Genomic DNA, 25361 nt, shown 5'->3' with positions numbered 1-25361 from the left:
GGAGGGGGCGCGGAGGGCAGCGGCGCGGCGCCCGGAGGACGCGGGAAGCCACCCGGGATGTTCGGGGCGCCAGGGCCCGGAGGACGCGCGGCCATGCCCGGAGGCGGCGGCACGCCCGGCCCCGGAGGACGCGCGCCCGGAGGCGGCATGGCACCCGGCGGAGGACGCGCTCCCGGCGGCATGGCACCCGGAGGCGGCGCACCCGCGGGACGCGCACCCGGCGGCATGGCGCCCGGCGGAGGACGCGCACCCGGCGGCATGGCGCCCGGAGGCGGCGCACCCGCGGGACGCGCACCCGGAGGCACGGCACCCGGCAGCGGACGCGCGGCGCCCGGAGGAGGAGGCACGCCCGCGCCCGGCGGACGCGCGCCCGGAGGCGGCGCACCCGCGGGACGTGCACCCGGAGGCACGGCGCCCGGAGGCGGCGCACCCGCGGGACGCGCACCCGGAGGCGCGGCGGCGGCGGGCGGCGCGGCAGGCGGGGCCACCGGAGTGGAGGTCTGGGGCAGCACGCGCGTCGCGGCGGACGCGGGCATGGTGTTGGACTTCTGGCCCACCAGGGCCTTCACCTTGTCGAGGAGGATCTGGCTCTCGAAGGGCTTGGTGATGTGGTCGTCCGCCCGGGCGGCCTTCGCGCGGTTCTCGTCGAACGCCTCGAAGGTGCCGGCGAGCAGCATCACCGGGATGGCCTGCGTGGAGGGGTCGCTCTTGAGCGCCTCGCAGACCTCGTAGCCGCTCTTGCCCGGCATCATCACGTCGGCGAGCACCACGTCCGGACGCAGCTCGCGCGTGCGGGAGATGGCGTCCAGCCCGTTGTCCACCGCGGTCACCTGGAAGTCTTCCGTCGCGAAGATCATCCCGATCACCTTGCGGATGGTGAGCGAGTCGTCGGCGATCAGTAGATTCTTGGGCATCGGCTCCGGCCTCGGGGGGCGCATACCCCCCTGAATTCGTTTGAGATTTCGGGCGAGCAAGCCTGCCTGCACGCCCTGTGTCAATCGGAGAAGCTTAGGGTTCGCGCTTTGGGCCGATCAAGAAAACATGCGCTGCAGGTCCAGTAACATCACCGGATCCGGCAGCCCCGGCGCCCGGAAGGTTCCGGTCAGCTCGGCCGGCTTGAACTTCTGCAGCACACCAAGCACCCGGGTGGCCGCCAGCCCTACGTTCCGCCCGGCCAGCTCCGTGAGGACGAACAGGTCTTCCACCCGTGCCGGAGCCCCCAGGAGTGCCGGAACCGAACAGATGGGCCACAGCGCCTGCGCGTGCGGATAGACGCCCGCCACCGGCCCGCTCTGCACCGGCAGCACGCTGAAGGCCTCGCCCCGGGGCACCACCTGGGAGACAGAGCCCAGCGGCACGCCGAACAGCACCCCCTGGGACTCCAGCACCAGCGCCCGCTCCGGGGGCTCGTCCGCCCAGTGCACGGGCCGGGGCTCTGGCGGTGAGGCCCGCGGGCCCGCCCGGTGCGGCAGCGCCTCCACGATGAGCTCCAGGTACAGCCGGTCCTTGTGCAGCACCGCGCCCCGGCTCAGCGGCGCCAGCGAGTCCGCCAGGCCCGGTGGCAGCAGGAAGAACGGATCCCTCGCGACATCCGCAACCTCCACCACGGAGCGCACCCGCACCGCGAGCGTGGGGCTGACGTCCAGCACCACCACCATGCCCGGCACGTCCTCCGGCGGCCCGCCGAGCAGCGAGGAGAGGTCCTTCACTTCCAGTACGCCGCGCAGGCTGGCGCCGCGAGCGCCCGGCATCGCGACCTCGATGACGGAGGTGGCCTCCACCGCGTAGCGCGTCTCACCGGCCTCCACCAGCAGGCAGAGCCGCCGTCCGCTTTCAAAGGGCACGGCCTGGGACCCTAGCAGCCTTCCAGCGTTGGGTGCTAAGCCCAGGACAGTCATGGCGCGACTGCTCCTCGTCGACGACGAAAAGATCGCCCGCAACCTCTACGGCGACTACCTCACGGCCGCGGGACACCTGGTCACGGCAGTGGCCGCCGTGGCGGACGCGAAGGCCGCCCTCGCCGCGGAGCGGTTCGACGCGGTGGTGACCGACCTCATCCTCCCCGGCGGCGACGGCATGGAGGTCCTGCGCCACGTGCGCGAGCGCTACCCCGGCGTGGAGGTGCTGGTCATCACCGGCCTGGACAAGGTGGCCCCCGCGGTGCGCGCCATCAAGAGCGGCGCGGCGGAGTACCTCGTCAAGCCCGTGGCGCCGGAGGCTTTGGAGCACGCGCTGCGCCGCGCGCTCACCACGCGCGACCTGATGCGAGAGAACGCGTCCCTGCGCCAGCACGTCTCGCTGCTGGAGGCGGGTCAGCGCATCGCCACCACGCTCGACCGCGAGCGGCTGGCCTCGGCCGTCTCGGACGCGCTGGAGTCCATGGCCAACGCCTCCGCGGTGGTGCTCCTGGAGCGCGACCCCAATGGCGCGGGCCTGCGCTCGCACGGCATGCGCGGACTGCCGGTGGACCTGCACGAGGCGCTCGTCCCGCAGCTCATCGAACGGCTCTCGGGCACGCGCACGTCCCTGGTGCTCGACGGCCTGCAGGTGCCCTGGCCGCGCACCCACGCCTTCCCCGCCATGGACGGCGACCTGGTGCTGGGCCACGCGGTGCTCTTCCACGACAGCCCCCCGGCGGGGCACCACGTGGAGACGGTGGGCTTCCTCGTGCGCAACTGGGCCCTGGCCCTGCGCAACCTGGGCCGCTTCGCCGCCGTGGAGGACCTGGCGTACGTGGACGACCTCACCCGCCTGTTCAACACGCGCTACCTGCACCTGGTGCTGGACCGCGAGGTGAACGAGGCGCTCCAGACGCAGCGGCCCTTCTCCCTGCTGTTCCTGGACCTGGACCGCTTCAAGGCCATCAACGACACGCACGGGCACCTCGTCGGCTCGCGCGTGCTGGTGGAGGCCGCGCGCGTGCTCAAGGGCTGCGTGCGCGACCCGGACGTGGTCGCGCGCTTCGGCGGCGACGAGTACGTGGTGCTCCTGCGCGGCACCGACTCTGGCGGGGCCCTCAAGGTCGCCGAGCGCATCCGCCGCACCATGGAGACCCATCAGTTCCTGGGCCGCGAGGGGCTGGCGCTCAAGCTCACCACCTGCATCGGCGTGGCCAGCTTCCCGGAGCACGCCCAGGACAAGGATCACCTGCTGGACCTGTCCGACCGGGCCATGTACCGGGGCAAGCGTGGCACCCGGAACGTCGTCTACATGGCGGCGCAGGACCTGGAAGCCACCCCGGCCGAGCGCCGTCAGAACCCGCCGCCCCAGCAGGGCCAGGGCTGAAGCCGGCCCGCGCTACTTGCGCAGGCTCCCTACGGTGAGGCGCTTGGGCAATTCCACCTCCGCGGGCTGAGCGCCACCGCCCTCGCTCACCGCCTCCACCTCTTCGTGGGACGCGCCGGTGGTGATGAGGCGGTACTTCTGCCCGGCCTCGCGGTCGTGCTGGGCCTGCTCCGGATCCAACCGCGCGATGAGCTGCCAGAACAGGGCGGCGTGCTCGCGCTCCTCGTCCATGACGTGCCGCAGGATGGCCTTCGCCTCCTCGTTGTCCGTCGCGTCCAGGTGCGCGGCGTAGAGGTTGATGGCGTCCAGCTCCGCCTCGATGTTGAGCCGGATGGAGCGGGCCAGTTCGGAGTCCGTCAGCTTCCGGGGTACCAGCGAGTGGAACGGGTTCGTCTGCGGCATGAGGGCCTCTGCGACAGGGAGAGTCCCCAGCAGGCGGGCGGGCACCTGTGTGTCCCGTCAGGTCCGGCTGGAGGGCTTTCGCGAGCATCCGTTCGGTCGCGGGCGCGGTCAACCGAATCCCGCTGGGGGTGCGTTGCGTCTGAACATCCGCCTCCGCCATGCTCCTTCGCATGGAGACCCCCTCGCCGCTCGCGCAACTGCTCCAGGCCCTGGACGCGGGGGACCTGGACAAGGCACGACTCGCGGCAGCGGCGCTACAACGCGCCAACGCCCATACCCACCAGGTCGCCGCGGAGGTCCTCCACGAGCTGCGCCAGCCCCTGCTGGGCGCGAAGGCGTACGCCCAGCTGCTGGCCGAGGAAGGGGGCTCCAGCGGCCCGCTGAAGTTGCTGCTCGCGCAGGTGGAGCGGATGGAGCAGATCGTCTCCGACTTCATCCGCCTGGCCAGCGAGCGGCCGGCCCCGCAGCAGCGGCTGTCCCTGGCCGCGCCCATCTGGGCGGCGGCGAAGGTGTTCAGCGTCAACCCGGACTCCGCGCGCATCTCGCTGGAGGTGGAGGCCCCGGAGGACCTCACCATCCAGGGCAACGCGCGGCTCGTCGAGCAGCTCACGCTCAACCTGCTCAACAACGCGCGCGACGCCATGTCCGGCCGGGGCCGCGTGAAGGTGACGCTCGCGCGCGAGGGCGCGTCCGCGGCCCTCTACGTGTCCGACTGGGGCCCGGGCATCCCGGACGACCTCAAGGCGCGCATCTTCGAGCCCTACGTCTCCGCCAGCAAACGCGGCACGGGCCTGGGGCTCGCCGTCTGTCGCCGCATCGCGCAGGAGCACCACGCGCAGATTGCCCTGGTGCCGCCGACGACGCTGCGCGAAGTGCCGCCTCCGGCCACGGTGTTCCGCGTGCTCTTCCCGCCCACGGACGCGCCGCGCCCGCCGCGCAAGCGCCTGCTGGTGGTGGATGACGAGGGCATCATCCGGATGGTCTTCAAGGACCTGATGGACAAGGAGTGCGAGGTGATTGAAGCGGCCACCGGCGAGGCCGCGCTCGAAATCCTCCGCTCCTCGCGCGTGGACCTCATCGTCACGGACAAGAACCTGCCCGGGCTGTCCGGACTGGAGCTGGCCCAGCACGCGCGGAAGCTGGACCCCGCCTCGCGCGTCATCCTGATGACGGGCTACCCGTCGCTGGTGACGACGCAGCAGGCGCTGCAACTGGGCGTGGTGGACTACCTGCTCAAGCCCTTCGACGACATCCGCCAGGTGCGCGCGCTCCTGCGCCAGACGCTGTACACGCCGGTGGCGCCGCCCGCCCCGGCCCCCAGCGCCGCCATGCGCCGGGTGGACGTGCTGGAGGACAACCCGGCCACCGCGCGGCTGATTTCAGAGGCGCTGTCGCTCTTGGGCCTGGAGGCGCGCGTCGTCGCCGGGGCGGAGGTGGCCGCGCTGGAGCCGCCCGTGGGCGTGGTGGTGTCGTGGGACTTCGCGCCGGCCTACGGCAAGAAGGCGCTGGAGCTGGCCCGGGGCCTGAGCCAGGGCGCGCCCTTCGTCGTCCTGGCCGAGCACCTCACCATGGACACGGCGCTGGCGTCGCTGCGCGCCGGGGCCGCCGCGTGCCTGCCCAAGCTGCTCTCCGACACCGCGGCGCTCAGCCGTGAGCTGGCCCTGGCCTTCAAGAAGACCACGCCCTGAAAAAGACTCCGGCCCCGGGCGCTTCCGCATCGCGCGGAAGCCCACCGGGGCCGGAAACCCTACGGAACTACAGAGCCAGGGAGTGGCTCAGTAGTCCATGTCGTCGCCGCCGTACTCCGGCATGGCGCCGCCGCCCGCGCCGCCCTTGGCCTTCTTCTTGGGGCGCTCGGCGATCATCGCCTCGGTGGTGAGCAGCAGGGACGCCACGGAGGCGGCGTTCTGCAGCGCGGTGCGCTCGACCTTCGTCGGGTCGATGACGCCGGCCTTCTCCAGGTCCTCGTAGGTCTCCGTGCGGGCGTTGAAGCCGTACGCGCCGGTGCCTTCCTTGACCTTGTTGATGACGACGGCGCCCTCGACGCCGGCGTTGCTGGAGATCTTGCGCAGGGGCTCCTGGAGCGCCTTGCGGATGATCTCCACGCCGAAGTCCTGCTCGCCGCCCAGCTTCAGGCCGTCCAGCGCCTTGAGGCTGCGGATGTAGGCCACGCCGCCGCCGGGGACGATGCCCTCTTCGACGGCCGCGCGGGTCGCGTGCAGCGCGTCCTCCACGCGGGCCTTCTTCTCCTTCATCTCCACTTCGGTCGCCGCGCCGACGTTGATGACCGCCACGCCGCCCACGAGCTTCGCCATGCGCTCCTGGAGCTTCTCGCGGTCGTAGTCGCTGGTGACCGTCTCAATCTGGGTGCGGATGAGCTTGATGCGGCCCTCGATGTCCGCCTTCTGGCCGGCACCGTCCACGATGGTGGTGTTGTCCTTGTCCACCGTGATGCGCTTGGCGCGGCCCAGGTCGTTGAGGGTCAGGTTCTCGTACTTGTGACCCAGCTCCTCGCTCACCACCATGCCGCCCGTCAGCGTGGCGATGTCCTTGAGCATGTCCTTGCGGCGGTCGCCGAAGCCCGGCGCCTTCACCGCGGCCACGTTCAGCACGCCGCGGATCTTGTTCACCACCAGGGTGGCCAGGGCCTCGCCCTCGATGTCGTCCGCGATGATGAGCAGCGGCTTGCCCGAGCGCGCCACCTGCTCCAGCACGGGGATCATGTCCTGCATCGACGAGACCTTCTTCTCGCTGATGAGGATGTAGGGGTCGTCCTGGACGACCTCCATGCGGTCGCGGTTCGTGACGAAGTACGGCGACACGTAGCCACGGTCGAACTGCATGCCCTCCACCACGTCGAGCGTCGTCTCCAGGCCCTTGGCCTCCTCGACGGTGATGACGCCCTCCTTGCCGACCTTCTCCATCGCGTCCGCGATGGTCTGCCCGATGGTCTCGTCCCCGTTGGCGGAGATGGTGCCCACCTGCGCGATGGCCTGCTTGTCCGTGGTCGTCTTGGACATCTTCTTCAGCTCCGCGACCACCACCTCCACGGCCTTGTCGATGCCGCGCTTGAGGTCCATGGGGCTGTGGCCGGCGGCCACCAGCTTCAGGCCCTCCTCGTAGATGGCGCGCGCCAGCACCGTCGCCGTCGTGGTGCCGTCACCCGCCTTGTCGGAGGTCTTGGACGCGACCTCCTTCACCATCTGCGCGCCCATGTTCTCGAAGCGGTTCTCGAGATCGATCTCCTTGGCGACGGTGACGCCGTCCTTGGTGATGGTGGGCGAGCCGAAGCTCTTCTCGATGACCACGTTGCGGCCCTTGGGACCGAGCGTCACCGCGACCGCATCCGCGAGGATCCGGACGCCGCGCAGGATGGAATCGCGCGCGGACTGGTGGAAGAAGATTTCCTTCGCTGCCATCGTAACCTCCGATAATACTTGGGGAATTTCTACAAATGGGGATGGCCGTTAGCACTCGGCCATGTCGAGCGCCAACATAAGGGTCGCATCGATGATGTCAATGGAAAGGGGCAGGCGTGTGGGCCTGAGGACGCCTTCCAGCCCGCCCGGACGGGGGGTTCAGGCGCCCTAAAGAAGGCCCTACTCCGCGAAGCGCACGAGGTTGAGCAATTGCCCCATGTCCAGGGGCTTCTGCAGGGTGATGGCGACGCCCTTGCGCAGGCCGCGGTCGGAGATGTTGGCGTCGTTGCTGGCGGTCATCATCAGGACGGAGATGCTCTGGAAGCGGGGGTCCGCCTTCAGCATCTCCGTGAAGTGGATGCCGTCCAGGTGGGGCATCAGGTAGTCGGTGATGACCAGCCCCACGGGATGACGCTCCATGATGTCCAGGGCCTGGAGCGCGTCCGACGCCGAGAACACGGTGTAGCCATGCATCTCCAGGTAGCGAGAGAGCATGGTGCACAGCTCATAATCGTCGTCGACGACCAGGATGTTCACGGGGTTCGGGCCAAAACGGGGCGCTGGAAGGTAACAGCGACTCCGGTCGTTGACAACGCGAAGCACGGCTTCTTAGCTGCCTGCCCGTATGGCGAAGCGCACGGCGAAGCAGGGGGAGGCGATGGGCGTGGACGCGCGACTGGACGGGGTGGCGGACGCCTTCGAGGCGCGGGACTTCGAGGCCGCGCTCGCCAGCGCCGACGCCCTGCTCCGGGACGTTCCGGACTCACCAGAAGCCCTGCACTACCGGGCCGCCGCGCTGGTGGAGGTGGGCCGCCTGGAGGACGCGGGCAAGGCCTACGGCGCCGCCCTGAAGGTGGCCCCGGAAGACCTGGAGATCCTCTTCGGCGCGGCGGAATTCCTCGTCTGCCGCACGGGCGAGGACCGCGAGGCGGTGGAGGAAGGGCTGGAGTGGTGCGGCCGCGGGCGCAAGCTGGCGCAGAAGACCGACGACGTGGAGCTCGTCTACGAGTTCCTCCTCCTGGAGGGCATGGGCCTCAACCAGCTGGGGGAATGCGAGTCCGCGCTCAAGAGCCTGGACCAGGCGCTGACGCACATGCCGCGCTCCGCGGACGCACAGCTGGAGCGGGGCATCGCGCTGTTCGAGCTGTGCCGCTTCGCGCCCGCGCAGGAGGCCTTCGAGCGGGTGCTGAAGGACGCGCCGGACGAGGCCTGGGCGCACCACTACCTGGGGCTCATCGCGGAGCGGCGCAAGGATGCGCGCGAGGCGAAGAAGCGCTTCACGCGGGCGCAGGTGCTGGCCCCGGAGGAGCTGCCGCCGCCGGTGGCCCTGGAGGAGGCGGCGTTCGACCGCGCGGTGGAGGACGCGATGCGCGCCCTGCCCTCGCAGGTGAAGCAGTACATGGACAACGTGACCCTGGCGGTGGAGGACCTGCCGTCGGACGAGGACCTGCTGGGTCAGCAGCCGCCGCTGTCGCCGTGCATCCTGGGGGTGTTCCGGGGCACGCCCGTGGGCGAGCGCAGCGTGATGGACGCGGCGGATCACTTCCCGCCGTCCATCGTCCTGTACCAGAAGAACCTGGAGCGTTTCGCGCGCACCCGCGAGGAGCTCATCGAACAGATTGGCATCACGGTGATGCACGAAGTCGGTCACCTGATGGGTCTGGATGAAGACGACCTGTGGGAGCGGGGGCTGGACTAGCGCCGTTCTCCCCTGCCCTGATGCGCGCCATGAGCGCATGGACGAGGCTGGGGCTGATGGCGGTGCTGGGACTTGCGGGCTGCAGCGGCGACGGGGACAACGAGCCGCGCTCGTGTCCGCAGGTGGTGGTGTTCGCTCGCTCCGCCAGCGGGACGTGTCAGGCGTACCCGACGCCGTGTGACGTGCCGGAGGGTTACGTCGAGTGCTGTGGCGGCCTCTTCGGGGGCTGCGCGGGCAACGTGTCCGGGAGCACCTGCGTGGATGATCCGACCGACACGTGCCAGCCCGGGGGCAGCGCGGATTGCCCGGGCATCTGCCAGCCGAGCAGCGGCGGCTGAGACGTCAGGCCGCGCGGGAGCCCTTGTCCTCGAAGTAGGCGCGGCGGGCGCGGGCGCAGGTGGGGCACTGCCACTGCACCAGCGTGAGGTGGCGCTCGCCCAGGACGACGGCTTCGTGGCGGAGCGAGTCCTGTGGGGCCTCGCTCGTGGCACCACAGGCGCAGCGCAGCCGGCCCAGCGTGGAGAGCAGCTCCTGCGGGCCGGTGATGGGGATGGCGGACCAGGCGCTGTCGCCCTGGTGGTCGGCGTCGAACTTGCGCGCGAAGGCGCGGCGCCGGCCCCAGGCGCGGCCCTTGCGCCAGAGCTCCAATGGACCGCCCTGCGCGATGACGAACCAGAGGACGAGGCACGTCGCGAGGACGCCCAGGAGGATGGCGCCGGCCTCGCCAGACGGAACGGGCGAGGCCCGGCGGCCGGCGCCACGGCTCGCGAGCTGGACGTAGTAGCCGCGCTGTTCCTCGGTGGCGCGCACGGCCTTCACGTGCTCGGCGATGCGCTCGGGTGGGACGGAGTCCGCGGTGCTGCGGTAGCGGTAGTCGAGCAGCAGCGTCTTGCCGTTGGCGCGGGTGTCGGCCTCGAAGCGGAAGGCGGGGCCGTCCACGGCTTCGTGCTCCGTGCGGACCGGGGGCAGCTCGCCGGCCTTCAGCGTGATGCGGTGGCGGGCGAAGACGGGGTGCTCCACCTCGAGCGGGAAGGCGCGGTGGGAGTAGCTCGGTTCGGCCAGGAAATTGCGCAGGGCGTGCGCGCCGAACTGCCGGCCGCCGTCCGAGGTCCAGAAGTCCTCGATGCGGTAGTGCTCGTGAAGGACGAGCACGTTCTTCACGGTGTCGTCGTCCACCGTCATGGGCTTGGCGACGGAGATCTTCGCGTCCTTCTTCGCGTAGAAGTTGAAGTAGTAGCGGGACACCTCGGAAAGGGCCGTGCTCGCGAGCGCGCGGCGCATGGCGTTGGCGGACGCCCCCGTGCGCGTGGTGACGACGTCGAGTGTCGCGGTCCCAGCGCGGTCCATGGCGACGTAGGTCTCGTCCACGAAGAAGGAGGGCTCCGTCAGCGTGGGCGCGGGGATGACGGAGAGCGCCGTGGTGCCCGGGGCGACGATGAGGGCCCGGCCGTAGGACGGCGGCTCGTAGCTGTCCAGTCCCCCGCGCTCCAGCGTCGACGTGGGATCCACCCACAGCTCGCGGCCGGCCACGGTGGCATGGACGATGGCGTGGTTGAACGCGGTGGCCGTGGGACGCCAGCCGTCCAGCAGCTGCGTGAAGTCCGTGTTCACGAGCGCCGGCTGCGCGTCGATGCCCAGCCCCTTGAGGAGCACCACCAGCAGCAGGGACTTGTCCTTGCAGTCGCCGAAGCGGCGCTGGAGGACCTCGTCGGGCGGATGGGGCTGATGGGAGTTGGGGCCCATCTCGATGCCCAGGTAGCGCACCTCGTCCTGGACGAAGCGCAGCGCGGCGAGGAAGCGCGCCTCGGGCGTGGGCTCCTTCGCGAGCCGGCGGACCTCCTGCTCCATCGCCTTCGAGCGCGTGGGCACCTGGAAGAGCCCCGAGGCCCAGCGCGCGACGTCGTTCCAGTCCTTGTATTCGCTCAGCTGGATCCACGGGTAGACGGGCTGCCAGCCGGGGACGTGGTCCTCGGAGCGGACGGCGGGCACATGGCGGCGCTCCAGGAGGATTTCGCGCTCGCCGCCCAGGATGGCCTCCGAGCGCGACAGGCCCGGCGCGGCGAAGTCCCGGACGTAGAGCGAGCGCCCTTCCGGCCACAGCAGCCGGTACGCGAGGTGGACCACGGGAAAGGGCTGCCCCACGCCGACGACGTCGGAGAAGCGGCCTCCGAAGACGGAGTTCGCGCCTTCAATGGAGTACGCGACCTCCACCGTGTCGCCCACGCGCACGTCGCGCAGGAAGGGCACCACGGAGAGGGTGCCGTTGTAGAGCCGGTTCTGGAGCTCGGTCTCCTGCTGGATGACGCGCGCTTCCGAGGGCTGGAAGAGGTCCTCGCGGTGGCCGTCGCGGATGCGCCAGATGCCGTGGACGGTGAGCTTCTGGTACGTCGGATCGAAGCGGAGCTGGATGTCCGTGACGGTGTCGATGCCCTGCGGCGCGAGCACCTTCCGGGCCGAGTGCAGGTAGTCCTCGCGCGAATGGCCAGACACGCGCACCTGTTTCTCCATCAGCAGCCGGGAGACGCTCGTCTCCTCCTCGCCCGCGGGCGTCGGGCCGGAGTCCGGAGGAATGGGAAGCGGCTTCACCCACGCGGCGGGAGGCCCTACGCGGAAGGGCATCGCGGCATGCGCGGTTCCTGCGCTCAAGGACAGACACAGACACAGCAGCAGGACGGAATGGAGAGGGCGGCGCATGGAGGAAGGGCGCTCATCATGGAGGCCGGATGACGCGCCGGGCAAGGCGCCCCCTGGGACGCAGGGCGGGCGTCCCCCCCTCTTTTCACCAGTGAAAACCGACATGCGTGCCAGCTCTGGAATCGCCGTGACACGGACTAGGGTTCCGGCCGTGGGTTTGGGAGTCCAAGGAGGCTTGGGATGGTCAACGTAAGGCAGGTCGCGTCGCGGCTGAAGAGTGCGCTCCTGGCGGACCCGGAGCGCTTCTATACGAACACGACGGGCGCCTGGGTGGCGGGGATGCCGGCGCCCCAGGACATCCGGGTGGAGACGGGCCGCGAGCCCTTCTGGATCAACCTGGGCTACTGGAAGCACGTGGAGAAGGTGGACGACACCAACGTGGAGCGCGTGGGTGAACTCTTCCGGTCCGCCCAGGCGGAGCTGGCGCGCCTGCTGGCGAGGACGGCGAAGCTGGGGCCCGGCGACGCGGTGATGGACTGCGGCAACGGGTACGCGGACCAGGACCTGCTGTGGGCGGAGGAGTTCAAGCCCGCGAGCATCGTCGGGGTGAACATCACGCCGAACCAGGTGCGGGTGGGCCGGGAGCGGCTGAAGCTGACGGGGCTGGAGGGCATGGTCCGGCTGGAGGTGGGCAGTGCGACAGCGCTGCCGGGAGGCGCGGAGGCGTTCGACGTGGTGTTCGCGCTGGAGTCCGCGATGCACTTCCGGACGCGGCAGGACTTCCTGCGCGAGGCGTTCCGGGTGTTGAAGCCGGGAGGCCGGCTGGTGATGGCGGACATGGCGCAGAAGACGGACCGCGAGTCAGGAGCGGGGCTGCGGGCCAGGTTGCGCTACCGGTACTGGCGGGGGCTGATTGCCTTTCCGGAGGAGAATGTCTGGTCGACGGAGCGCTACCTGACGGAGCTGCGGGGGGCGGGGTTCCAGGACGCGAAGGTGGAGTCCATCGCGGACGACGTGTACCCGGCGGTGAACACGGCCATCGTGGCGCTGAGAGGGATGGCGCAGCTGGAGCGCGAGCCGGGGAGCACGTCCCTGCACCAGGTGAGAGCGGACGTGCACCGGGCGATGCAGATGACGCCGGAGCAGCGCCAGTGGACCGCGCTGTTCAACTGCGACGAGTACGCCGTGGTCTCCGCGCGCAAGCCGTGACGGTGGTTGACGGACCGGGGCGGAGCGGCGGTAATCGGAAGCGGTAGGGCCTCCGGACCTGGTGGCCGGCTTGGTCTTCAAAACCAATGAGGGGCTGCGAGAGCAGTCCCTGGCGAGTTCGATTCCCGTGCCCTACCGCCACTCATCCCTCTGATCCGCGCGTGGCAGGCATCTGCGAGATGAATTGCCTCATCCTCATCTCACTGCCTTTGTATTCGCGCCACACCTCCTTCAGCTTCTCCACGAGAACGTCGGAAAGGGGCTCTGGTGATGAAGTTGGAGGATCTTGTCGAGCAGTTCGCCCAGAACGTCGTCGCACAGAACGAGGCCCTCTTCCGCCTGGAGGAAGCGGCCAAGGGGCAGGGGCTGGTCCGTTCGGAGCGCAGCAGGCATTGAAACTCTGGGAAGAGGGAACCTGGGCGCTCGAGCCAGAGTAGCGTTGATCACTCTCCGAGGGGAGTGGTACGGAACTCATCTCGGAAGTGGCGGCTACTCGGGAGCCTGTCCCCAGCACGGTCCATGCCCGGTGCCGTGCCGTCGGCCGTCTACGTGCTGCTGGACGAAGCCTACTCCGTGCTAGCTTTGCCAGATGACACCCATCCATGGATTCATGACCGTTGCGTGCATGAACCATTATTTGGCTGTGTTCGAAGAGTTGCTGGAGGCAGTGGTCGACTCTGGGCTCTATACGGACTGCCAGTCCATCAGACTCGCGCTGCTCGGCCCCAAAGAAGACCGGGAGTGCATCCGTGCCCGCATTTTGTCGTATCCCAAGATCACCGTGGTTCATGAGACGGAGGATTTCAGCGAGTTCGAGTTCCCTGCCCTGGAGCGGTTGCAAGAGCTCTGTGATGCGCAAGACGCCTATGTCTTTTACGCACATACCAAGGGCGTGTCTCACGGTCCCACCCACCAGTATCCCAAGCACTGGCGGCGCCTGCTTATTCACCACACCCTATCGAGATACCACGAGTGCGTTGGCGCACTCGCCGACCATGACTGCTCCGGCGTCAATTGGGTGGAGAATCATTACTCGGGCAATTTCTGGTGGACGAAGAGTTCCTATGTACGAACCCTTCCGCGCATCAGCGGCCTGCGCCACTCGCCCGTGCGCATCAGCCAGGATGCCACTTGGAATGCCCGTCTGCAGTGCGAGTTCTGGATTGGCATGGCGCGCGCGAAGCGGCCTTTCTGCATCGGAGGCAGAGGTCACGCACTCTACAACGCGTTCCAGTGGATCGCCACCCGCACCGACATCCTCAATGCGCTCATCGCCAGATACGGCTTCAGCCGGTATCTTGAGATAGGAATTGGGGACCCCGTGCATAACTTCGAGCGGATCGTTGCCGCACTCAAGCACTCGGTCGACCCTGCCCCGGGCGCAACGTACCGGATGGGCTCGGACGCGTTCTTCGCGAGTGCTCCTCCCGAGCAACGTTACGATCTCATCTTCATCGACGGACTCCACGAGGAGGAGCAGGTACTCAGGGACATTGAGGGTGCCCTGGCCCGGCTCACTCCAGAGGGCGCCGTGGTCCTCCATGACACCAATCCGCCGACGGAGTGGCACCAGCGACCGCCAGAAGAGTATGCCTCCGGGACCGAGTGGAACGGAACGGTCTGGCGGGCAGTGGTGCGGTTCCGCCTCAACCACCCAGAGGTTCCCCTCTACACCGTCGACACGGACTGGGGTTGTACGGTCATCCGCCCCGCGGATGGCCCCGCGCAGCCGCTCTCCGGCGTCTCGGCGAACGACTTGACCTGGGCACAGCTCGATCTCCACCGCGACCAGTGGTTGAACTTGTTGCCTCTCTCCTCCTTCCAGAAACAGGTCATGCTGCGGCGCTGACGCTCGGCCCCACCGCGTCACTGACGGTGAGCCTCAGGAGTCGCCCCGGAGCCGAAGAGCTGCTTGCTGGCATCGTGACGGATCAGCCCACAGAAAGAAGGGGTTTTGGCGCTAGAACTCCCTCGTATAACAACGCGTGTTCCCAGCCATCCACGGCGTCCAATGGTTCCAAAGCCTCTCGCCACAGCGGTTGAAGGTTGGAGATAGGACGTGCAGCGGCGTCTGCGTGAACTTGAGCGCGAGGCTGAGACACCCCTGGTCGTAGACCTCCCACGAGCGTTCGTGGGTCAGCAGGTGAATGTAACGAGCCGCATCGAAGGCATTGCCGTGCTCGCGGGGAGAGAAGACCAGAACGCCTGAGTTGAGATACTCCCGCTCGTAGTCGAGAGCGACGCCCACCGTGCGGTAGAGGTGCCTCATCTTCGCTTCAATGGTTTCTCGCAGGTGATGGCCGTCCTGCTCGGAGCAAATGCCTCCAAAGGAATTGGCTGGCACAAGGTCGAACAGGTTCGGGCAATCCGCGCGCACCACCACGTCCCGGTCCAGGTAGACGACACGCTCGTAGGCCTGGACGTGGCGATCCAGATTGAGCTTCTCCCAGTAGGCATCCGGCGAGGAGTACATCGGGCGGGTGATCTCGACGTACTCCGCGCCCCATCGTTCGGCCGCCGCCCGCTGCGAGTCCCTGAGCGCCGGCCGCAGCCCGTCGCCGTACAGGTTGAGGGTCACGACCGCTTTGCCCTTGGCCAGGACGTTGCCGCGCAGTGCCCTCGCACGGGATGCGGACTCGCGGAACAGGAAGGAGATGAAGCGATCCGACGTTAGCAGCTCATGCCTCGTCAAACGCTTCACGTCGTCGGACATGCACTGGTTGCTGAGCAGATAGCAGAACACAGACGGGTTGCCGGCCAGGTGCTTCCGATGCTCCTCGTCACTGCCCCGGACGATGAACCGCTGTTGCTCATGCCAGACGACAGGTTGCATGAGATAGAGTGGCAGCACGGGCATGTTCTCCCGCCCCACCTCCCGGACGACCTGTGTCAACGGCTCGGTGCTGACCTCCAGCCAGCCTGGCGCCCTGCCGGAGTTGACGACGGCCATCACCCGTTCGTACTGCCTGGCGATGACGGGGGCGCGCGGCAGAGACGCCGTGAAGCAATAGCCGATGGTGTCGTCCGTCGAGTCGTAGGAGGCGAAGCCGACGCTGGACTTCTCCGCCAGGCGATAGAACAGCTCGAACGTCCGGAGCGGGATGCAGTCAATATCGCACCACATTCCGCCGAAGTCGTGCAGCAGCGCCGTTCGGATGCAGTCCGATCGCTGGCGGACATGCATGTGCGAGAGCTTCGCGGGATCAATGCCGTACTGTGGAAGTGTCTCCGGCGTCACCAGCACCGCGTTGGGATGGAACGCCTGCAGCAGCTCCGAGCAGAGCTGGATGTAAGCGGGCATCGCCCCTTCCCAGTATAGCCAAAGCGTCCACATGTATCAGTAGGCTCCGTCATCACGGTGGAACCGCATGTACAGCGGGTGGTTTTGTCCCCAACCATAAGGGCTGACGGCGCCCGGCCCCGGCCCGCCCCACGGCAGGGCTTCTGTTCCAGAGGGGGAGTCCGCTCCTCCGCGGGAACGCTTGCTGCGCTTCTGCTGCTCCTTCTCCCGCTTTGCTTCCTGCTGCTCCTCACGGCTGCGCTTGGCGTGCTCCAGTTGGATCCGCGCGTGGTGATCCTCCAGGACGAATTCCTCATCGAGCCGGAGGTCCACGGGCGCTACCCGCCCCGGAGCCACCTTGCTGTTATCCAGCGCCCCCTGGAGCGCGTTGAGCCGCTCGCTGGTGTCCGCAGTCTGATCCCAAAGGCCAACGACATTCCCCTGCTTGCCCTTACTGTCGTTGGTGTGCGCGGTGTAGGCCTCTTTCGCCCAACCACGATCAGTGCGCGCCTGCGCCTTTGGATTGGTTCCCTTCGGATATTGGGTCGCCTGGCGCGCACCAGCGACCCCTGCTTTTTCCAGTTGCAGGGCGAAGCGGTTCAGTATTGTGAGTTTCTCGGGCTGGGGTGACATGAACGGATCAAACAGCACCGTTCTTCCAGTCGCGCGCTCCGTTCCCTGGAAGTCAACCTCGGCCGACGGCTGGTGCACCGAATCAAGGCCGGTGTTCCTTGCGAACTGCAGTCCCGTCAGGGCTTCCCGAACCCGGTCCAGGCTGACGTGTCCGCGGGGAACGGAGGTGCCCGTCTGGGAGAGGTCGGGGGCCCCCAGGAGCCGCGGCAAATCGCTCCCCTTCGTCATGGGCGTCGGTAGCATGGGCAGGATCCGCTCAAGGGGCGTGTGGGGGCTAGGCATGTCCACATGGCCTTCGTGTTTCACACCTCCACGCAACGTCAAGGACACGGGGGCAGGATTGTCACTCTTGTACGCATGGTCGAAGAAGCCGAAGGGAAAGCCGATCTTCTCCTGCTCGCGCTCAGGCTCGGGAACCCCTAGCGCCTCGCGCATCCGCCCACGACGCGCCTGGAACTCCGGGTTGCTCCAGATGCCGTATCGGGCCGGCTCCTGGGGGGCCAGGCGCTCTCCATCCTGGAGGGCGTAATCGTCCGGAACCCACACCCTCTCTCCACTGCGGAGGATCCACTTGGCCTGGATGGGAGCAACCCCCACTGCGCTCCCGTGAACCTGAGGGACGAGGGGGACCGTTGCGTGCCCCTCCGCGATGCGCTCTGGGGGGCTCCGCAGGACCCTCTCTCCCATCACGTCCGCCTCCCGCTCCAGCGATGCGTCGTCGTTCACCCCCTGCCCCTGAAACCGCAGCTTCGGCGCAACCCTCCCCTGCTTCTGCTGCACCACGTGCCAGGCCTCGTGCGCCAGGTGCCGCTCCTGCCCCGCTCCCACATGGATTTGCGTGCCCTGCGTGTATGCCAATGCATGCAGTTGCGCGGGACGGGGAGAGTTGTAGTGGACGGTCACGTCGTCCATTGAGACACCGGAGAGGTGCTCGATCCTGGCCTTCAGGGAATCCGCGAGGCCGGTGCCGTTCGCTGACCGCGCCGCGATGTTTCCAGGGACCGGGCCACCCCTACCGACACGCTGCGCCGCTGGGACGGCCGGAGGATGCACGGGAATGTTGGTGAAATCGTGGCCCAGGCCTGTTCCCAGCGCCGCGGATGGGTCAGAGACCGGGGCACCACCGCCGTTCGCCAACTCCGGGACGAGGGAGGATGGAGATGTGTCACGAGCAACTGCGGAGATTGCACTCCGTCGGGGCTTCGCGTGTTCGCGCATCGAAGTGCTCTCCTATCCAGACAGGATACCAATGCTTCGCAGAGTGACCCCAGAAGGCTGATCCGACAGGCAACGGACTTGAGGCTTCTCGCACTCGGCGAGCTTCTCCAGCACCACGAGCGTGCCCGCGGTGCGCACGTGCCGGAAGCGTCCATCCCGGAGGAGTTCCTGGACGAAGAGCTTCACTCCGGGGAAGTAGTCCACGCAGTCATGGAAGGCGACGAGCCCTCCCAGCGTGAGCCACGGCTCCAGGTGATGAAAATCCGCGGAGACGCTGTCGTAGTCGTGGAGCCCATCGACGAGGAGGAACCCGATGGGCTCGCTCCAGGCCACCTGGGGCGCCTGCTGGAAATGGACGTGTACCATTGAGTCGAGGCCCGAGGAGCGCAGGGTCTGCTCCAGTTTGTGGCGGGTGGCTCCCTTGCGCTCGAGCTTTCCGTCGCGCGAGCCCACCACCCCATCCCCCGGATCGATGGCGTGGACCCGCGCCGCGGTCCCGAGGGCCTCGGCGACACGCGCCAGCACCACCGTCGCCTTGCCACAATAACTGCCCACCTCCACCACGGACTGCGGCGCGCCCGGTGCGCAGAGGACATGGGAGCACGAGGCCATGAGCAGGTCGGCCTCCTCCTCCGACAGCCAACCTTCAATCTTTCGCATCTCGGAGAGGATGGGCCAGGCGAGCAGCAGCTTCGGCCGAGGCTTCTCTTCCCGCCCCTGGAGCGCCATCACCCGCGCGGCCTCCACGGCTTCGACAGACGTGGTTGGCTTCAAATACTCCTGGAACCGGGAACGCACGTGAGCGCGCAGGGGATCCTCATGACGGCGCGGCACGGGGTGAGCCCAATAGCTCCCCTGCCGGGACATGGCCGCATCGAGTTCGCGCGTGGAGTACTGGACGCGGTACTTCACCACGTCATAGCGGCACGGGCTGGTGAGCACGCGGTGCCCCAGCATCGCCACCAGCGTGGGAAAGAGCACCTCTTCGGTGGCCCACATGCGCGAGCGCGAAAGGATGTCGCGCAATTGTGCGTCCGAATCCCACAGCTTCACGAGATCATTCGCGGCCTCGGCGGAAAACACGGTGGACGGCCAGAAGGTCCAGTGAACGAACTGCGCCTCGCCGTCCGGGAACTTCTTCAGGAAGGGCCGCCACAGGTCGAGTTCCCTGCGCGCATGGGCCGCGGGCGCTGACAACGGCACGGGACTGCCCGGGAGCTGCACGTTGCCAAGCAGCCCCGCGCCCGGATGCCGCGCGAGGAACTCCGCAATGAAGGCCGAGTACCCGGGGCGCAGCCCGAGTTGATCCGAGTCCACGATGGTCATCGTGTCGAATGGCTCGTGTTCCAGGGCGAAGCGGAAGCAGTCCAGCGCGAAGTCGTGGAGCCACCCCCACTTCATGGGGCGAGCACCAGGGTGGACCACCGCGTTGTAGCGCTCGACGGGAAGGCCCTTGAGCAGCTCCGTATCCGGGCCTCCATTGTAGAGCAGGATGCGCGAATCCGGATCCAGATGGTGGAGGTTGCGCACCAGATCCATCACACACTCGCGGCGCTCGTGGACAAGGCACGCGAAGGTGTTGTGGTGGCGCCTGGGACCCATGGTTCAAAACCTCCACTCCGGCCACCTCCACCCTCCATGCGATAGAGGGTTTGGCCGCCGACCTGCACTTAATGGTAAGAGATCAACCGTCGCATGTCCTTTCGTTCACCGCCGAATCTCCGCGAAGTCCTCCCCAGCAGGTGACCCATGGCTCTCGTCCGCCCGCAGCTGTCGGCTCCTGGCGTCTATGTCCAGGAAGTCCCCAGCGGCGTCCGCACCATCATTGGTGTCTCGACTTCCCTCACCGTCTTCATTGGACGGACTCAGCGCGGTCCCGTGTATCAGGGCGTCGAGATCTCCTCCTATGAGGAGTTCGAAGACATCTTCGGTGGGCTGCTGGCCGGCTCACCGATGACGTACAGCGTGCAGGACTTCTTCCTCAACGGAGGCAGTCAGGCCGTCATCATCCGCGCCTTCCATTCGCCGGCCTCCAGCGGCTCCACGAGCTTCTCCGGCCCGGGCTCTGCGGACGAGTATGACGTCAACACGGCGCGCCTGGTGTTCGTGCCGGACTCGGATGGCAACCCCTCCTACTCCGGGGCCCGGCCTCATCCGGACCTCGTGCTCAAGGCCTCGAGCCCTGGCAAATGGGCGGTCTACCAGGGCGACGCCTCGCACTTCGATCCCAAGAAGCCCGGGCTCACCTTCAGCACCAGCACCAACCCCCTGAACATCTCACCGATGGTCGCAGAGCGTTACAAGACGCCCACGTGGGATGCGACCCAGGACATCCTCTTCAACCTGAAGATCACCTTCACGGACACGGACGGCACCCAGGACAGCGAGACCTTCAACACCGTCTCCCTCAACCCAGCCTCGGGCGGGCGCTACCTGGGCACCATTCTCCAGCAGACCTCGAAGTATGCCCTGTTGGACTCCCCTTCCACGGCCACTGCGGATGGGATCACGAGCCACAACGCAGGGGTGAAGGACTCGGACTCCCTGTCGGATGCGGACTTCGAGCCCACGCTCGAGAAAAAACTGACCGAGGTGCTGGATCGGCTGGACGTCTACAACATCGTCTGCGCCCCGCCGGACTCCTTCGATACCGACGCCAAGAACTGGCCTGCCCTCTACACCTACCTCGCTGGCAAGTGCCGGGACAAGAAGGCCACGCTCATCGTCGATCCGCCGACGGCGTGGTCCAATGCCAGCCAGATTCATCCGGAGAACTTCGGCGCAGACATCGGGGTGTCGCCCTCGACGGACATGGCGCCCTACTGTGCCTTGTATTATCCGCGCGTCGTGGGCTCGGACATGCTCAAGGGCGGCGCAGTGCACTCGCGCCCGGCCAGCGGTATCATCGCCGGCATCATGGCCCGGACGGACGCCACGCGTGGTGTGTGGAAGGCGCCCGCCGGCTTCGAGGCGGGTCTGGCCAACATCAGCGGCCTGGACCTCAAGCTGACCGACCAGGAGAATGGCAACCTCAACTCCCAGGGCGTCAACTGCCTGCGCTCGTTCCCCACCGTGGGCCCCGTGGTCTGGGGCGCGCGCACGCTGGCCGGCGCGGACGTGCTCAGCAGCGACTTCAAGTACCTGCCCGTGCGCCGGCTGACGGATTACATCGAGCAGACCTTACTGCGGCAGACGCGCTGGGCCGTGTTCGAGCCCAATGATGAGCCGCTCTGGTCGCAGCTGCGTCTGGCCATTGGCGGCTTCATGAATGACCTGTTCCGCCAGGGGGCCTTCCAGGGCAGCTCGCGTGACAAGGCCTACTTCGTCAAGTGCGACGCCACCACCACCACCCAGGACGACATCAACCGGGGCATCGTCAACGTCGAGGTGGGCTTCGCCCCGCTCAAGCCCGCTGAGTTCGTCGTCATCTACATCGAGCAGATCGCGGGTCAGACCTCCTAGCGCCCCGGAGCCTCCTCATGCCTGAGTTCACCAAGAACGCAACCCGCGTCGACCCCTACAAGAACTACAAGTTCATCGTGAGCTGGGACGGCAAGCCCGTGGCCGGCATCAGCAAGGTGAGCGCCCTGACGCGCACCACCGAGGTGATCAAGCACCGCGCTGGCAGCGACCCGAGCACCACGCGCAAGTCCGTGGGCCAGACCGACTGGGAAGAGATCACCCTGGAGCGTGGCGTCACGCATGACATCACCTTCGAGCAGTGGGCCAACAAGGTCTGGGACCATCCCAACTCCTCGCAGTTCGGCCAGGAGGTGTCGCTGGCGGACTTCCGCAAGGACATCACCATCGACCTGTACAACGAGGCCGGCCAGAAGGTGATCTCCTACAAGGTGTACCGGTGCTGGCCGTCGAAGTTCACCGCGCTGCCGGAGCTGGATGGCATGGGCAACGCGGTGGCCATCCAGTCGCTCGTGCTGCAGACGGAGGGCTGGGAGCGCGACACCAGCGTCCAGGAGCCGCAGGAGCCCACCTTCAACGATCCGGCCTCGTAAGCCGCTCGCGACCGCGGTGAGCCATGCGCCCCCTGAACGCACACGACATCGTGCGCATCTGCGAATGGGGGCGTGACAAGCACGCCCTGGACCGGGCCATGGTGCTGCTGCGCGCGGCGTCACCGGGAGTGGAGCCAGCGGCGCTGGCGCGGTTGTCCATTGGCCGGCGCGACGCGCTGTTGTTGGAGCTGCGGGCCCGGGTGTTCGGGCCCAAGCTCGAGGTGCTCGTGTTGTGCCCGAAGTGCCGTGAGCGCCTCGAGCTGTCGCTCACCACCGAGGAGCTGCGCCTGCCCTTGCCGGAGGCGCCGCGCAGCCCCCTGGTGGTGGGGGACTACGCGCTGGACTACCGGCTCCCGGACAGCCTGGACCTGGCGGAGCTGGCGCCCCTGCGGGACGCCCGCGTGGCCCGGGCCCGTCTGCTCCAGCGCTGCGTGCGAGAGGCCCGCTTCCAGGGCCAGCCCGTGGCGCTCTCCACGGTCCCAGAGGAGGTGCTCACCGCCCTGTCCACCCGGGTCGGCGAGGATGATCCCCAGGCCGACATCAGCTTCCGCCTCCAGTGCGCCACCTGCCGCAATTCGTGGCGGGCCGCCTTCGACATCCTCTCCTTCTTCTGGACTGAATTGGAGGCCCAGGCCCGAAAGCTCCAGCGGGAGGTCCATGAGCTTGCCCAGGCGTATGGGTGGACCGAGGCCATCATCCTGTCGCTCAGCGCTCCGATGCGCCGCCGCTACCTGGAGCTGATCCACGGTGGATGACTTTCTCTCCCTGCTGGCGCAGCGGGCCACGGGCACGGCGGTGGTCCTCCAGCCCCTGCCGCACTCGCGATACGCGGGCTCGCGGACACTCGTCTCCGAGCACATCACGGATCCACTCGCGCCGCGTCCGGACGCGCCCCCACGCTCCGAGTTCGACGATCTGCCGCTGCTCGTATCCCATCCGTCTGGCGCCGATGCCGCCTGGGGCGCCCTGCTGAGCAACGTGCTGCGCGCCGGGCCGCTGGAGTCCTCCCTGCAACCCTCGGTGCACGAGACGCCGCCGCTCCCAAGCGAACCGCAGGCCATCCTGCCCGCTTCGCACGGCGAGACCACGCCACCGACCGTAGCCCATGGCTTGGACAAGGACGGGCCCACGGTGCTGCCCGCTGGCTCCCCACCAGCGGATATCCGGACCGAGCCCCCATCCCCGCCTCCCGCGCCGCGCGCTCACGAAGCCGAGCCGCGATCCGCTGAAGCCGAGGCTCCTGCTTCCAAGCCCCGCTTGCCGGAGAGGCCTCTAGAGCTCCCCGCACCTGCCCCCGCTTCGTCCACCGCTGAAGCGAGCCCTACCGCCCTCCCGCTCCTGGTTGCCACGCAGGGCTCCGCACCTCGGCTCCCGCTGTTGGATTCTCCTGAGGGCAGCGCCGCTCCCGTTCGTGGCGCCCCCCCGCAGGAATTCACGCGCGAGGAGCCCCCGGCACCGCGCGGAGATTCCTCCCCTCTTGGGCACAGCACAGCTCCAGTGCAGCTCGCTTCCGTCGATCCGCTCGGGCCCCCGCCTCCCAGGCCCGCTCTCCCTCCGCTTCCACCTCGCGAGGCTTCCTCTCACAGCAGCTCAGCCCAGGTCCCTCGCGCAGCCTGGGAGGGCGCGCAGCCCGCGATTCTCTCCCTGGACTCCTCGCTCGCACCGGCATCGAGCGCTCCCGCTGGATTGGAGAGCCCTTCCACGCAGGAGAGGGGTGACGCCAACCTGCCTCCGCTCTCTCCCGCGCCGAGCACCGCCACACCGCCGGGTTCGGCAGCCTCCGTGGGCGATGAGGCGTCCACTCCCGCGCTCTCCCATCGCGAGTCCGCGCTCGCTCCTTCTGGTCCACAGCCGGGTCGCGCGACGCCAAGCCAGAGAGCCATTCCCGCGCAGGAATCCGAGCGGCCCCTGGCTCCAGCCCATGAGGCGGAGCAGCTCACATCGCTGCCGCTGCTCGTTCCCGCTCAGGGTGCAATCCCAGCTCCGCCTGCGGCATCCCACGAGGCCTCACTGCCCGCTCCGCTCGTGGAAAGAGCCGTGCCGCCGCCGGCTGCTTCCCAGGCGCGCCCACCGTTCACGGCGCTCGTGAAGGAACCGGCGCCCTCGGCGACCGTCCCCTCGCCTTCGGATCCCGGGCTCGCCGCTGTGTCTCCCAGGCCCGAGGCAAGCAGTGCCGCCCTTCCACTTCTGGCGCCCGCACCCGGCTTCGTACTTCAGCCTTCACTCCTGGATTCTCCCGAGGTCAGCTCGCAAATGAGCCGCCTCGGACCGTCATTGCCCATGATGGACGGTCCATCCTTCGAGCGCGGCCTTGCGCCTCTCCCCGCCGGAGTTTCCCCCGCCGTAGAGAAGGAACTCTCGTCGCTGCCGCTGCTCGCCCCCGCGCCGAGTTCGACGCCTGTCTCTTCCATTGAGGGCACCGAAGAGCTTGAAGCACTCGAGGCCCCGCGCCCTGGTCCCGTGCTCGCCCCTTCAGAGCCTGGTGCTCCGCGCCCACGCAGCGCCGCGCCTCCGCCTGCTCCATTCGGGGAAAAGGCTGTTCCGCGGGCTGAGTCTTCCCGGGAACGTCCACCCTCCTCGGCGTTCGTGAAGGAGCCACCGCCCGCGGCGACTGCCTTATCGCTTCAGGTTCCCGACCTCGGGGTGAGCCAGGATCCTCTGGCGCCTCAGGACCGTGTCGAACCCCTGCCCCTCATGACGCCGGCATTCATCCCGGACGTATCGCCAGACCTGCCCCTCATCCAGGCACCTGAGTCCCGTCCCTCCCTTGAGATGCGAGCCGAGCCTTCCGCACTCGTGCAAGGCACGCCTTGGATCGAGTCGGACATCGCGCAGCCCCCCACGGTGCAGCAACAGGGCCCCCTGCCCATCGCCGCGCCTCGGCAGGACAGACCGACGATGGAGCCGGTTGCCCCCAGGGTGCATCACGGCTCCGAAGCGCCATCTCCCAAAACGGCGCAACCCGCCTCGAATCCGGCCCCAACTCCTCTCGTTTCAGCCGAGCCGGCCGCTCTCCGCCGCTCCCTCGAACGTTCGCCGGCGCCTCCCTCGGCGGATTCCGAAGTCCCCGGCTTGGAGTTCAACGTCCCGGCCTTGCCGGTCCTCGCTCCTGCGCGTCCCTCCGCGTACAGCATCGCCAGTCCGCGCGCGGCCGCATCGCAACTGGAGACGCACTCCGAGACGGCGTTCTTGCTCACGCCAGGCGCTCCGAGCCTTGACGCTCCTCCCCCACGCACACCCGCTCGCGACGGCACTGTCACCACTCTCGCGGGTGGTCAGGCCCCGTCCGTCCGTTCCTCGATGCCGCCTCCCGCGGCGCTCGTTCCTCTCTCGCCTGCCCAGTCCCCCGCGGTGCACACGCCCACCGCCCGGATGGCTGGCATTGCTCCCGCGTCCCCGCCCACGCCAATGTCCATCCTCTCCCCATCCCGGAACTCCGCTCCCGCGTCAGGCCTGATGGAAGCAATGGGGACGGCTGCCCCTGAGCTGGATGGGTCCCCGACTCCATCATCCGCTGCCGCTTCGCGACAGGGGCGCTCTTCCCTTCTTCCCCTCGCCCCGTCCCTCGA

General features: G+C 68.2%; 19 protein-coding genes and 1 tRNA gene. 11 read left to right on the top strand and 9 right to left on the bottom strand.

All coding sequences use genetic code 11. The annotated features are described in order from the left end of the window. Together D7W81_RS23575 and D7W81_RS23570 are read right to left on the bottom strand one after the other, a co-directional pair. The coding region (locus D7W81_RS23575; protein ID WP_147445591.1) for a response regulator at window positions 1-914 on the bottom strand (914 nt) is incomplete at its 3' end. A gap of 117 nt (window positions 915-1031) precedes the next feature. Continuing rightward, on the bottom strand, window positions 1032-1898 hold the full coding sequence (locus D7W81_RS23570) for a chemotaxis protein CheW (protein ID WP_120557647.1): 867 nt from the start codon (window positions 1896-1898) through the stop codon (window positions 1032-1034). Between D7W81_RS23570 and D7W81_RS23565 the strand changes: the two genes are divergently transcribed. Continuing rightward, window positions 1897-3285, top strand: coding sequence for a GGDEF domain-containing protein (locus D7W81_RS23565; protein ID WP_120557646.1), 1389 nt, complete (start codon window positions 1897-1899; stop codon window positions 3283-3285). The two genes, D7W81_RS23570 and D7W81_RS23565, sit on opposite strands and share 2 nt — an antisense overlap. 12 nt (window positions 3286-3297) lie before the next feature. On the opposite strand, the gene D7W81_RS23560 is transcribed toward D7W81_RS23565, so the two are convergent. Beyond that, entirely contained in the window at window positions 3298-3687 is a 390-nt protein-coding gene (locus tag D7W81_RS23560) for a demethoxyubiquinone hydroxylase family protein (protein ID WP_120557645.1), read from the bottom strand. Between the two features lie 170 nt (window positions 3688-3857). Here D7W81_RS23560 and sinK point away from each other — a divergent pair, with 170 nt between their 5' ends. Beyond that, the gene (sinK, locus tag D7W81_RS23555; protein ID WP_158621670.1) at window positions 3858-5375 is read left to right on the top strand and encodes a hybrid histidine protein kinase/response regulator SinK; all 1518 of its coding nucleotides are present in this window, start codon (window positions 3858-3860) and stop codon (window positions 5373-5375) included. A gap of 87 nt (window positions 5376-5462) precedes the next feature. On the opposite strand, the gene groL is transcribed toward sinK, so the two are convergent. Both groL and D7W81_RS23545 read right to left on the bottom strand, forming a co-directional pair. Beyond that, window positions 5463-7106, bottom strand: coding sequence for a chaperonin GroEL (gene groL / locus D7W81_RS23550; RefSeq protein ID WP_120557643.1), 1644 nt, complete (start codon window positions 7104-7106; stop codon window positions 5463-5465). Window positions 7107-7286: 180 nt separating this feature from the next. Beyond that, window positions 7287-7643: a response regulator gene (locus D7W81_RS23545; RefSeq protein ID WP_120534978.1), complete on the bottom strand. Its 357-nt coding sequence runs from the start codon at window positions 7641-7643 to the stop codon at window positions 7287-7289. Window positions 7644-7731: 88 nt separating this feature from the next. Here D7W81_RS23545 and D7W81_RS23540 point away from each other — a divergent pair, with 88 nt between their 5' ends. Beyond that, window positions 7732-8805, top strand: a complete 1074-nt coding sequence (locus D7W81_RS23540) for a metallopeptidase family protein (protein WP_120557642.1) — start codon at window positions 7732-7734, stop codon at window positions 8803-8805. Window positions 8806-8834: 29 nt separating this feature from the next. Next, window positions 8835-9143: a hypothetical protein gene (locus D7W81_RS23535; protein WP_120557648.1), complete on the top strand. Its 309-nt coding sequence runs from the start codon at window positions 8835-8837 to the stop codon at window positions 9141-9143. 4 nt (window positions 9144-9147) lie between these two features. Here D7W81_RS23535 and D7W81_RS23530 read toward each other — a convergent pair whose 3' ends face one another. After that, a complete protein-coding gene (locus D7W81_RS23530) occupies window positions 9148-11424 on the bottom strand; it encodes a DUF3857 domain-containing protein (protein ID WP_158621669.1) in 2277 nt (758 codons plus the stop codon). 255 nt (window positions 11425-11679) lie between these two features. Here D7W81_RS23530 and D7W81_RS44170 point away from each other — a divergent pair, with 255 nt between their 5' ends. From D7W81_RS44170 to D7W81_RS23510, 4 genes are all read left to right on the top strand, one after another. Then, window positions 11680-12648, top strand: a complete 969-nt coding sequence (locus D7W81_RS44170; protein ID WP_120557640.1) for a methyltransferase domain-containing protein — start codon at window positions 11680-11682, stop codon at window positions 12646-12648. Window positions 12649-12690: 42 nt separating this feature from the next. After that, a tRNA-Sec gene (locus tag D7W81_RS23520) sits at window positions 12691-12789 on the top strand. A gap of 129 nt (window positions 12790-12918) precedes the next feature. Beyond that, a complete protein-coding gene (locus tag D7W81_RS44165) occupies window positions 12919-13044 on the top strand; it encodes a hypothetical protein (RefSeq protein WP_279637843.1) in 126 nt (41 codons plus the stop codon). A 229-nt stretch (window positions 13045-13273) separates the two neighbouring features. Then, window positions 13274-14497: a class I SAM-dependent methyltransferase gene (locus D7W81_RS23510; RefSeq protein ID WP_158621668.1), complete on the top strand. Its 1224-nt coding sequence runs from the start codon at window positions 13274-13276 to the stop codon at window positions 14495-14497. Between the two features lie 111 nt (window positions 14498-14608). On the opposite strand, the gene D7W81_RS23505 is transcribed toward D7W81_RS23510, so the two are convergent. Genes D7W81_RS23505 through D7W81_RS23495 form a run of 3 tightly spaced genes read right to left on the bottom strand, consistent with a single transcriptional unit; the run spans window position 14609 to window position 19381 of the window. Further along, window positions 14609-15982, bottom strand: coding sequence for a glycosyltransferase (locus D7W81_RS23505; protein ID WP_120557638.1), 1374 nt, complete (start codon window positions 15980-15982; stop codon window positions 14609-14611). Window positions 15983-15985: 3 nt separating this feature from the next. Then, window positions 15986-17779 carry an eCIS core domain-containing protein gene (locus D7W81_RS23500; RefSeq protein WP_120557637.1) on the bottom strand — a complete coding sequence of 598 codons (1794 nt, stop codon included), beginning with the start codon at window positions 17777-17779 and terminating at the stop codon, window positions 15986-15988. 12 nt (window positions 17780-17791) lie between these two features. Beyond that, complete coding sequence (locus tag D7W81_RS23495; RefSeq protein WP_120557636.1) at window positions 17792-19381, bottom strand: class I SAM-dependent methyltransferase; 1590 nt, start codon at window positions 19379-19381, stop codon at window positions 17792-17794. A gap of 147 nt (window positions 19382-19528) precedes the next feature. On the opposite strand from D7W81_RS23495, the gene D7W81_RS23490 reads away from it, so the two are divergent. Genes D7W81_RS23490 through D7W81_RS23480 form a run of 3 tightly spaced genes read left to right on the top strand, consistent with a single transcriptional unit; the run spans window position 19529 to window position 22547 of the window. Then, window positions 19529-21241, top strand: coding sequence for a phage tail sheath family protein (locus D7W81_RS23490; RefSeq protein ID WP_120557635.1), 1713 nt, complete (start codon window positions 19529-19531; stop codon window positions 21239-21241). Between the two features lie 17 nt (window positions 21242-21258). Continuing rightward, window positions 21259-21792, top strand: coding sequence for a phage tail protein (locus tag D7W81_RS23485; protein WP_120557634.1), 534 nt, complete (start codon window positions 21259-21261; stop codon window positions 21790-21792). 23 nt (window positions 21793-21815) lie between these two features. Then, window positions 21816-22547, top strand: a complete 732-nt coding sequence (locus D7W81_RS23480) for a T4 family baseplate hub assembly chaperone (RefSeq protein WP_120557633.1) — start codon at window positions 21816-21818, stop codon at window positions 22545-22547. The last annotated feature ends 2814 nt before the right edge of the window (window positions 22548-25361 follow it).

The organism is Corallococcus aberystwythensis, from assembly GCF_003612165.1.
Classification (GTDB): Bacteria; Myxococcota; Myxococcia; order Myxococcales; family Myxococcaceae; genus Corallococcus; species Corallococcus aberystwythensis.
The sequence above is the reverse complement of the archived record's forward strand: the minus strand, read 5'-3'. Positions and strand labels throughout refer to the sequence as shown.

Coding starts and splice junctions, on each gene's coding strand:
- D7W81_RS23565 (WP_120557646.1), top strand. CDS start 1,897: ATGGCGCGACTGCTCCTCGTCGACGACGAAAAGATCGCCCGCAACCTC.
- D7W81_RS23570 (WP_120557647.1), bottom strand. CDS start 1,898: ATGACTGTCCTGGGCTTAGCACCCAACGCTGGAAGGCTGCTAGGGTCC.
- D7W81_RS23560 (WP_120557645.1), bottom strand. CDS start 3,687: ATGCCGCAGACGAACCCGTTCCACTCGCTGGTACCCCGGAAGCTGACG.
- sinK (WP_158621670.1), top strand. CDS start 3,858: ATGGAGACCCCCTCGCCGCTCGCGCAACTGCTCCAGGCCCTGGACGCG.
- groL (WP_120557643.1), bottom strand. CDS start 7,106: ATGGCAGCGAAGGAAATCTTCTTCCACCAGTCCGCGCGCGATTCCATC.
- D7W81_RS23540 (WP_120557642.1), top strand. CDS start 7,732: ATGGCGAAGCGCACGGCGAAGCAGGGGGAGGCGATGGGCGTGGACGCG.
- D7W81_RS23535 (WP_120557648.1), top strand. CDS start 8,835: ATGAGCGCATGGACGAGGCTGGGGCTGATGGCGGTGCTGGGACTTGCG.
- D7W81_RS23530 (WP_158621669.1), bottom strand. CDS start 11,424: ATGCCCTTCCGCGTAGGGCCTCCCGCCGCGTGGGTGAAGCCGCTTCCC.
- D7W81_RS44170 (WP_120557640.1), top strand. CDS start 11,680: ATGGTCAACGTAAGGCAGGTCGCGTCGCGGCTGAAGAGTGCGCTCCTG.
- D7W81_RS44165 (WP_279637843.1), top strand. CDS start 12,919: ATGAAGTTGGAGGATCTTGTCGAGCAGTTCGCCCAGAACGTCGTCGCA.
- D7W81_RS23510 (WP_158621668.1), top strand. CDS start 13,274: ATGAACCATTATTTGGCTGTGTTCGAAGAGTTGCTGGAGGCAGTGGTC.
- D7W81_RS23505 (WP_120557638.1), bottom strand. CDS start 15,982: ATGTGGACGCTTTGGCTATACTGGGAAGGGGCGATGCCCGCTTACATC.
- D7W81_RS23500 (WP_120557637.1), bottom strand. CDS start 17,779: ATGCGCGAACACGCGAAGCCCCGACGGAGTGCAATCTCCGCAGTTGCT.
- D7W81_RS23495 (WP_120557636.1), bottom strand. CDS start 19,381: ATGGGTCCCAGGCGCCACCACAACACCTTCGCGTGCCTTGTCCACGAG.
- D7W81_RS23490 (WP_120557635.1), top strand. CDS start 19,529: ATGGCTCTCGTCCGCCCGCAGCTGTCGGCTCCTGGCGTCTATGTCCAG.
- D7W81_RS23485 (WP_120557634.1), top strand. CDS start 21,259: ATGCCTGAGTTCACCAAGAACGCAACCCGCGTCGACCCCTACAAGAAC.
- D7W81_RS23480 (WP_120557633.1), top strand. CDS start 21,816: ATGCGCCCCCTGAACGCACACGACATCGTGCGCATCTGCGAATGGGGG.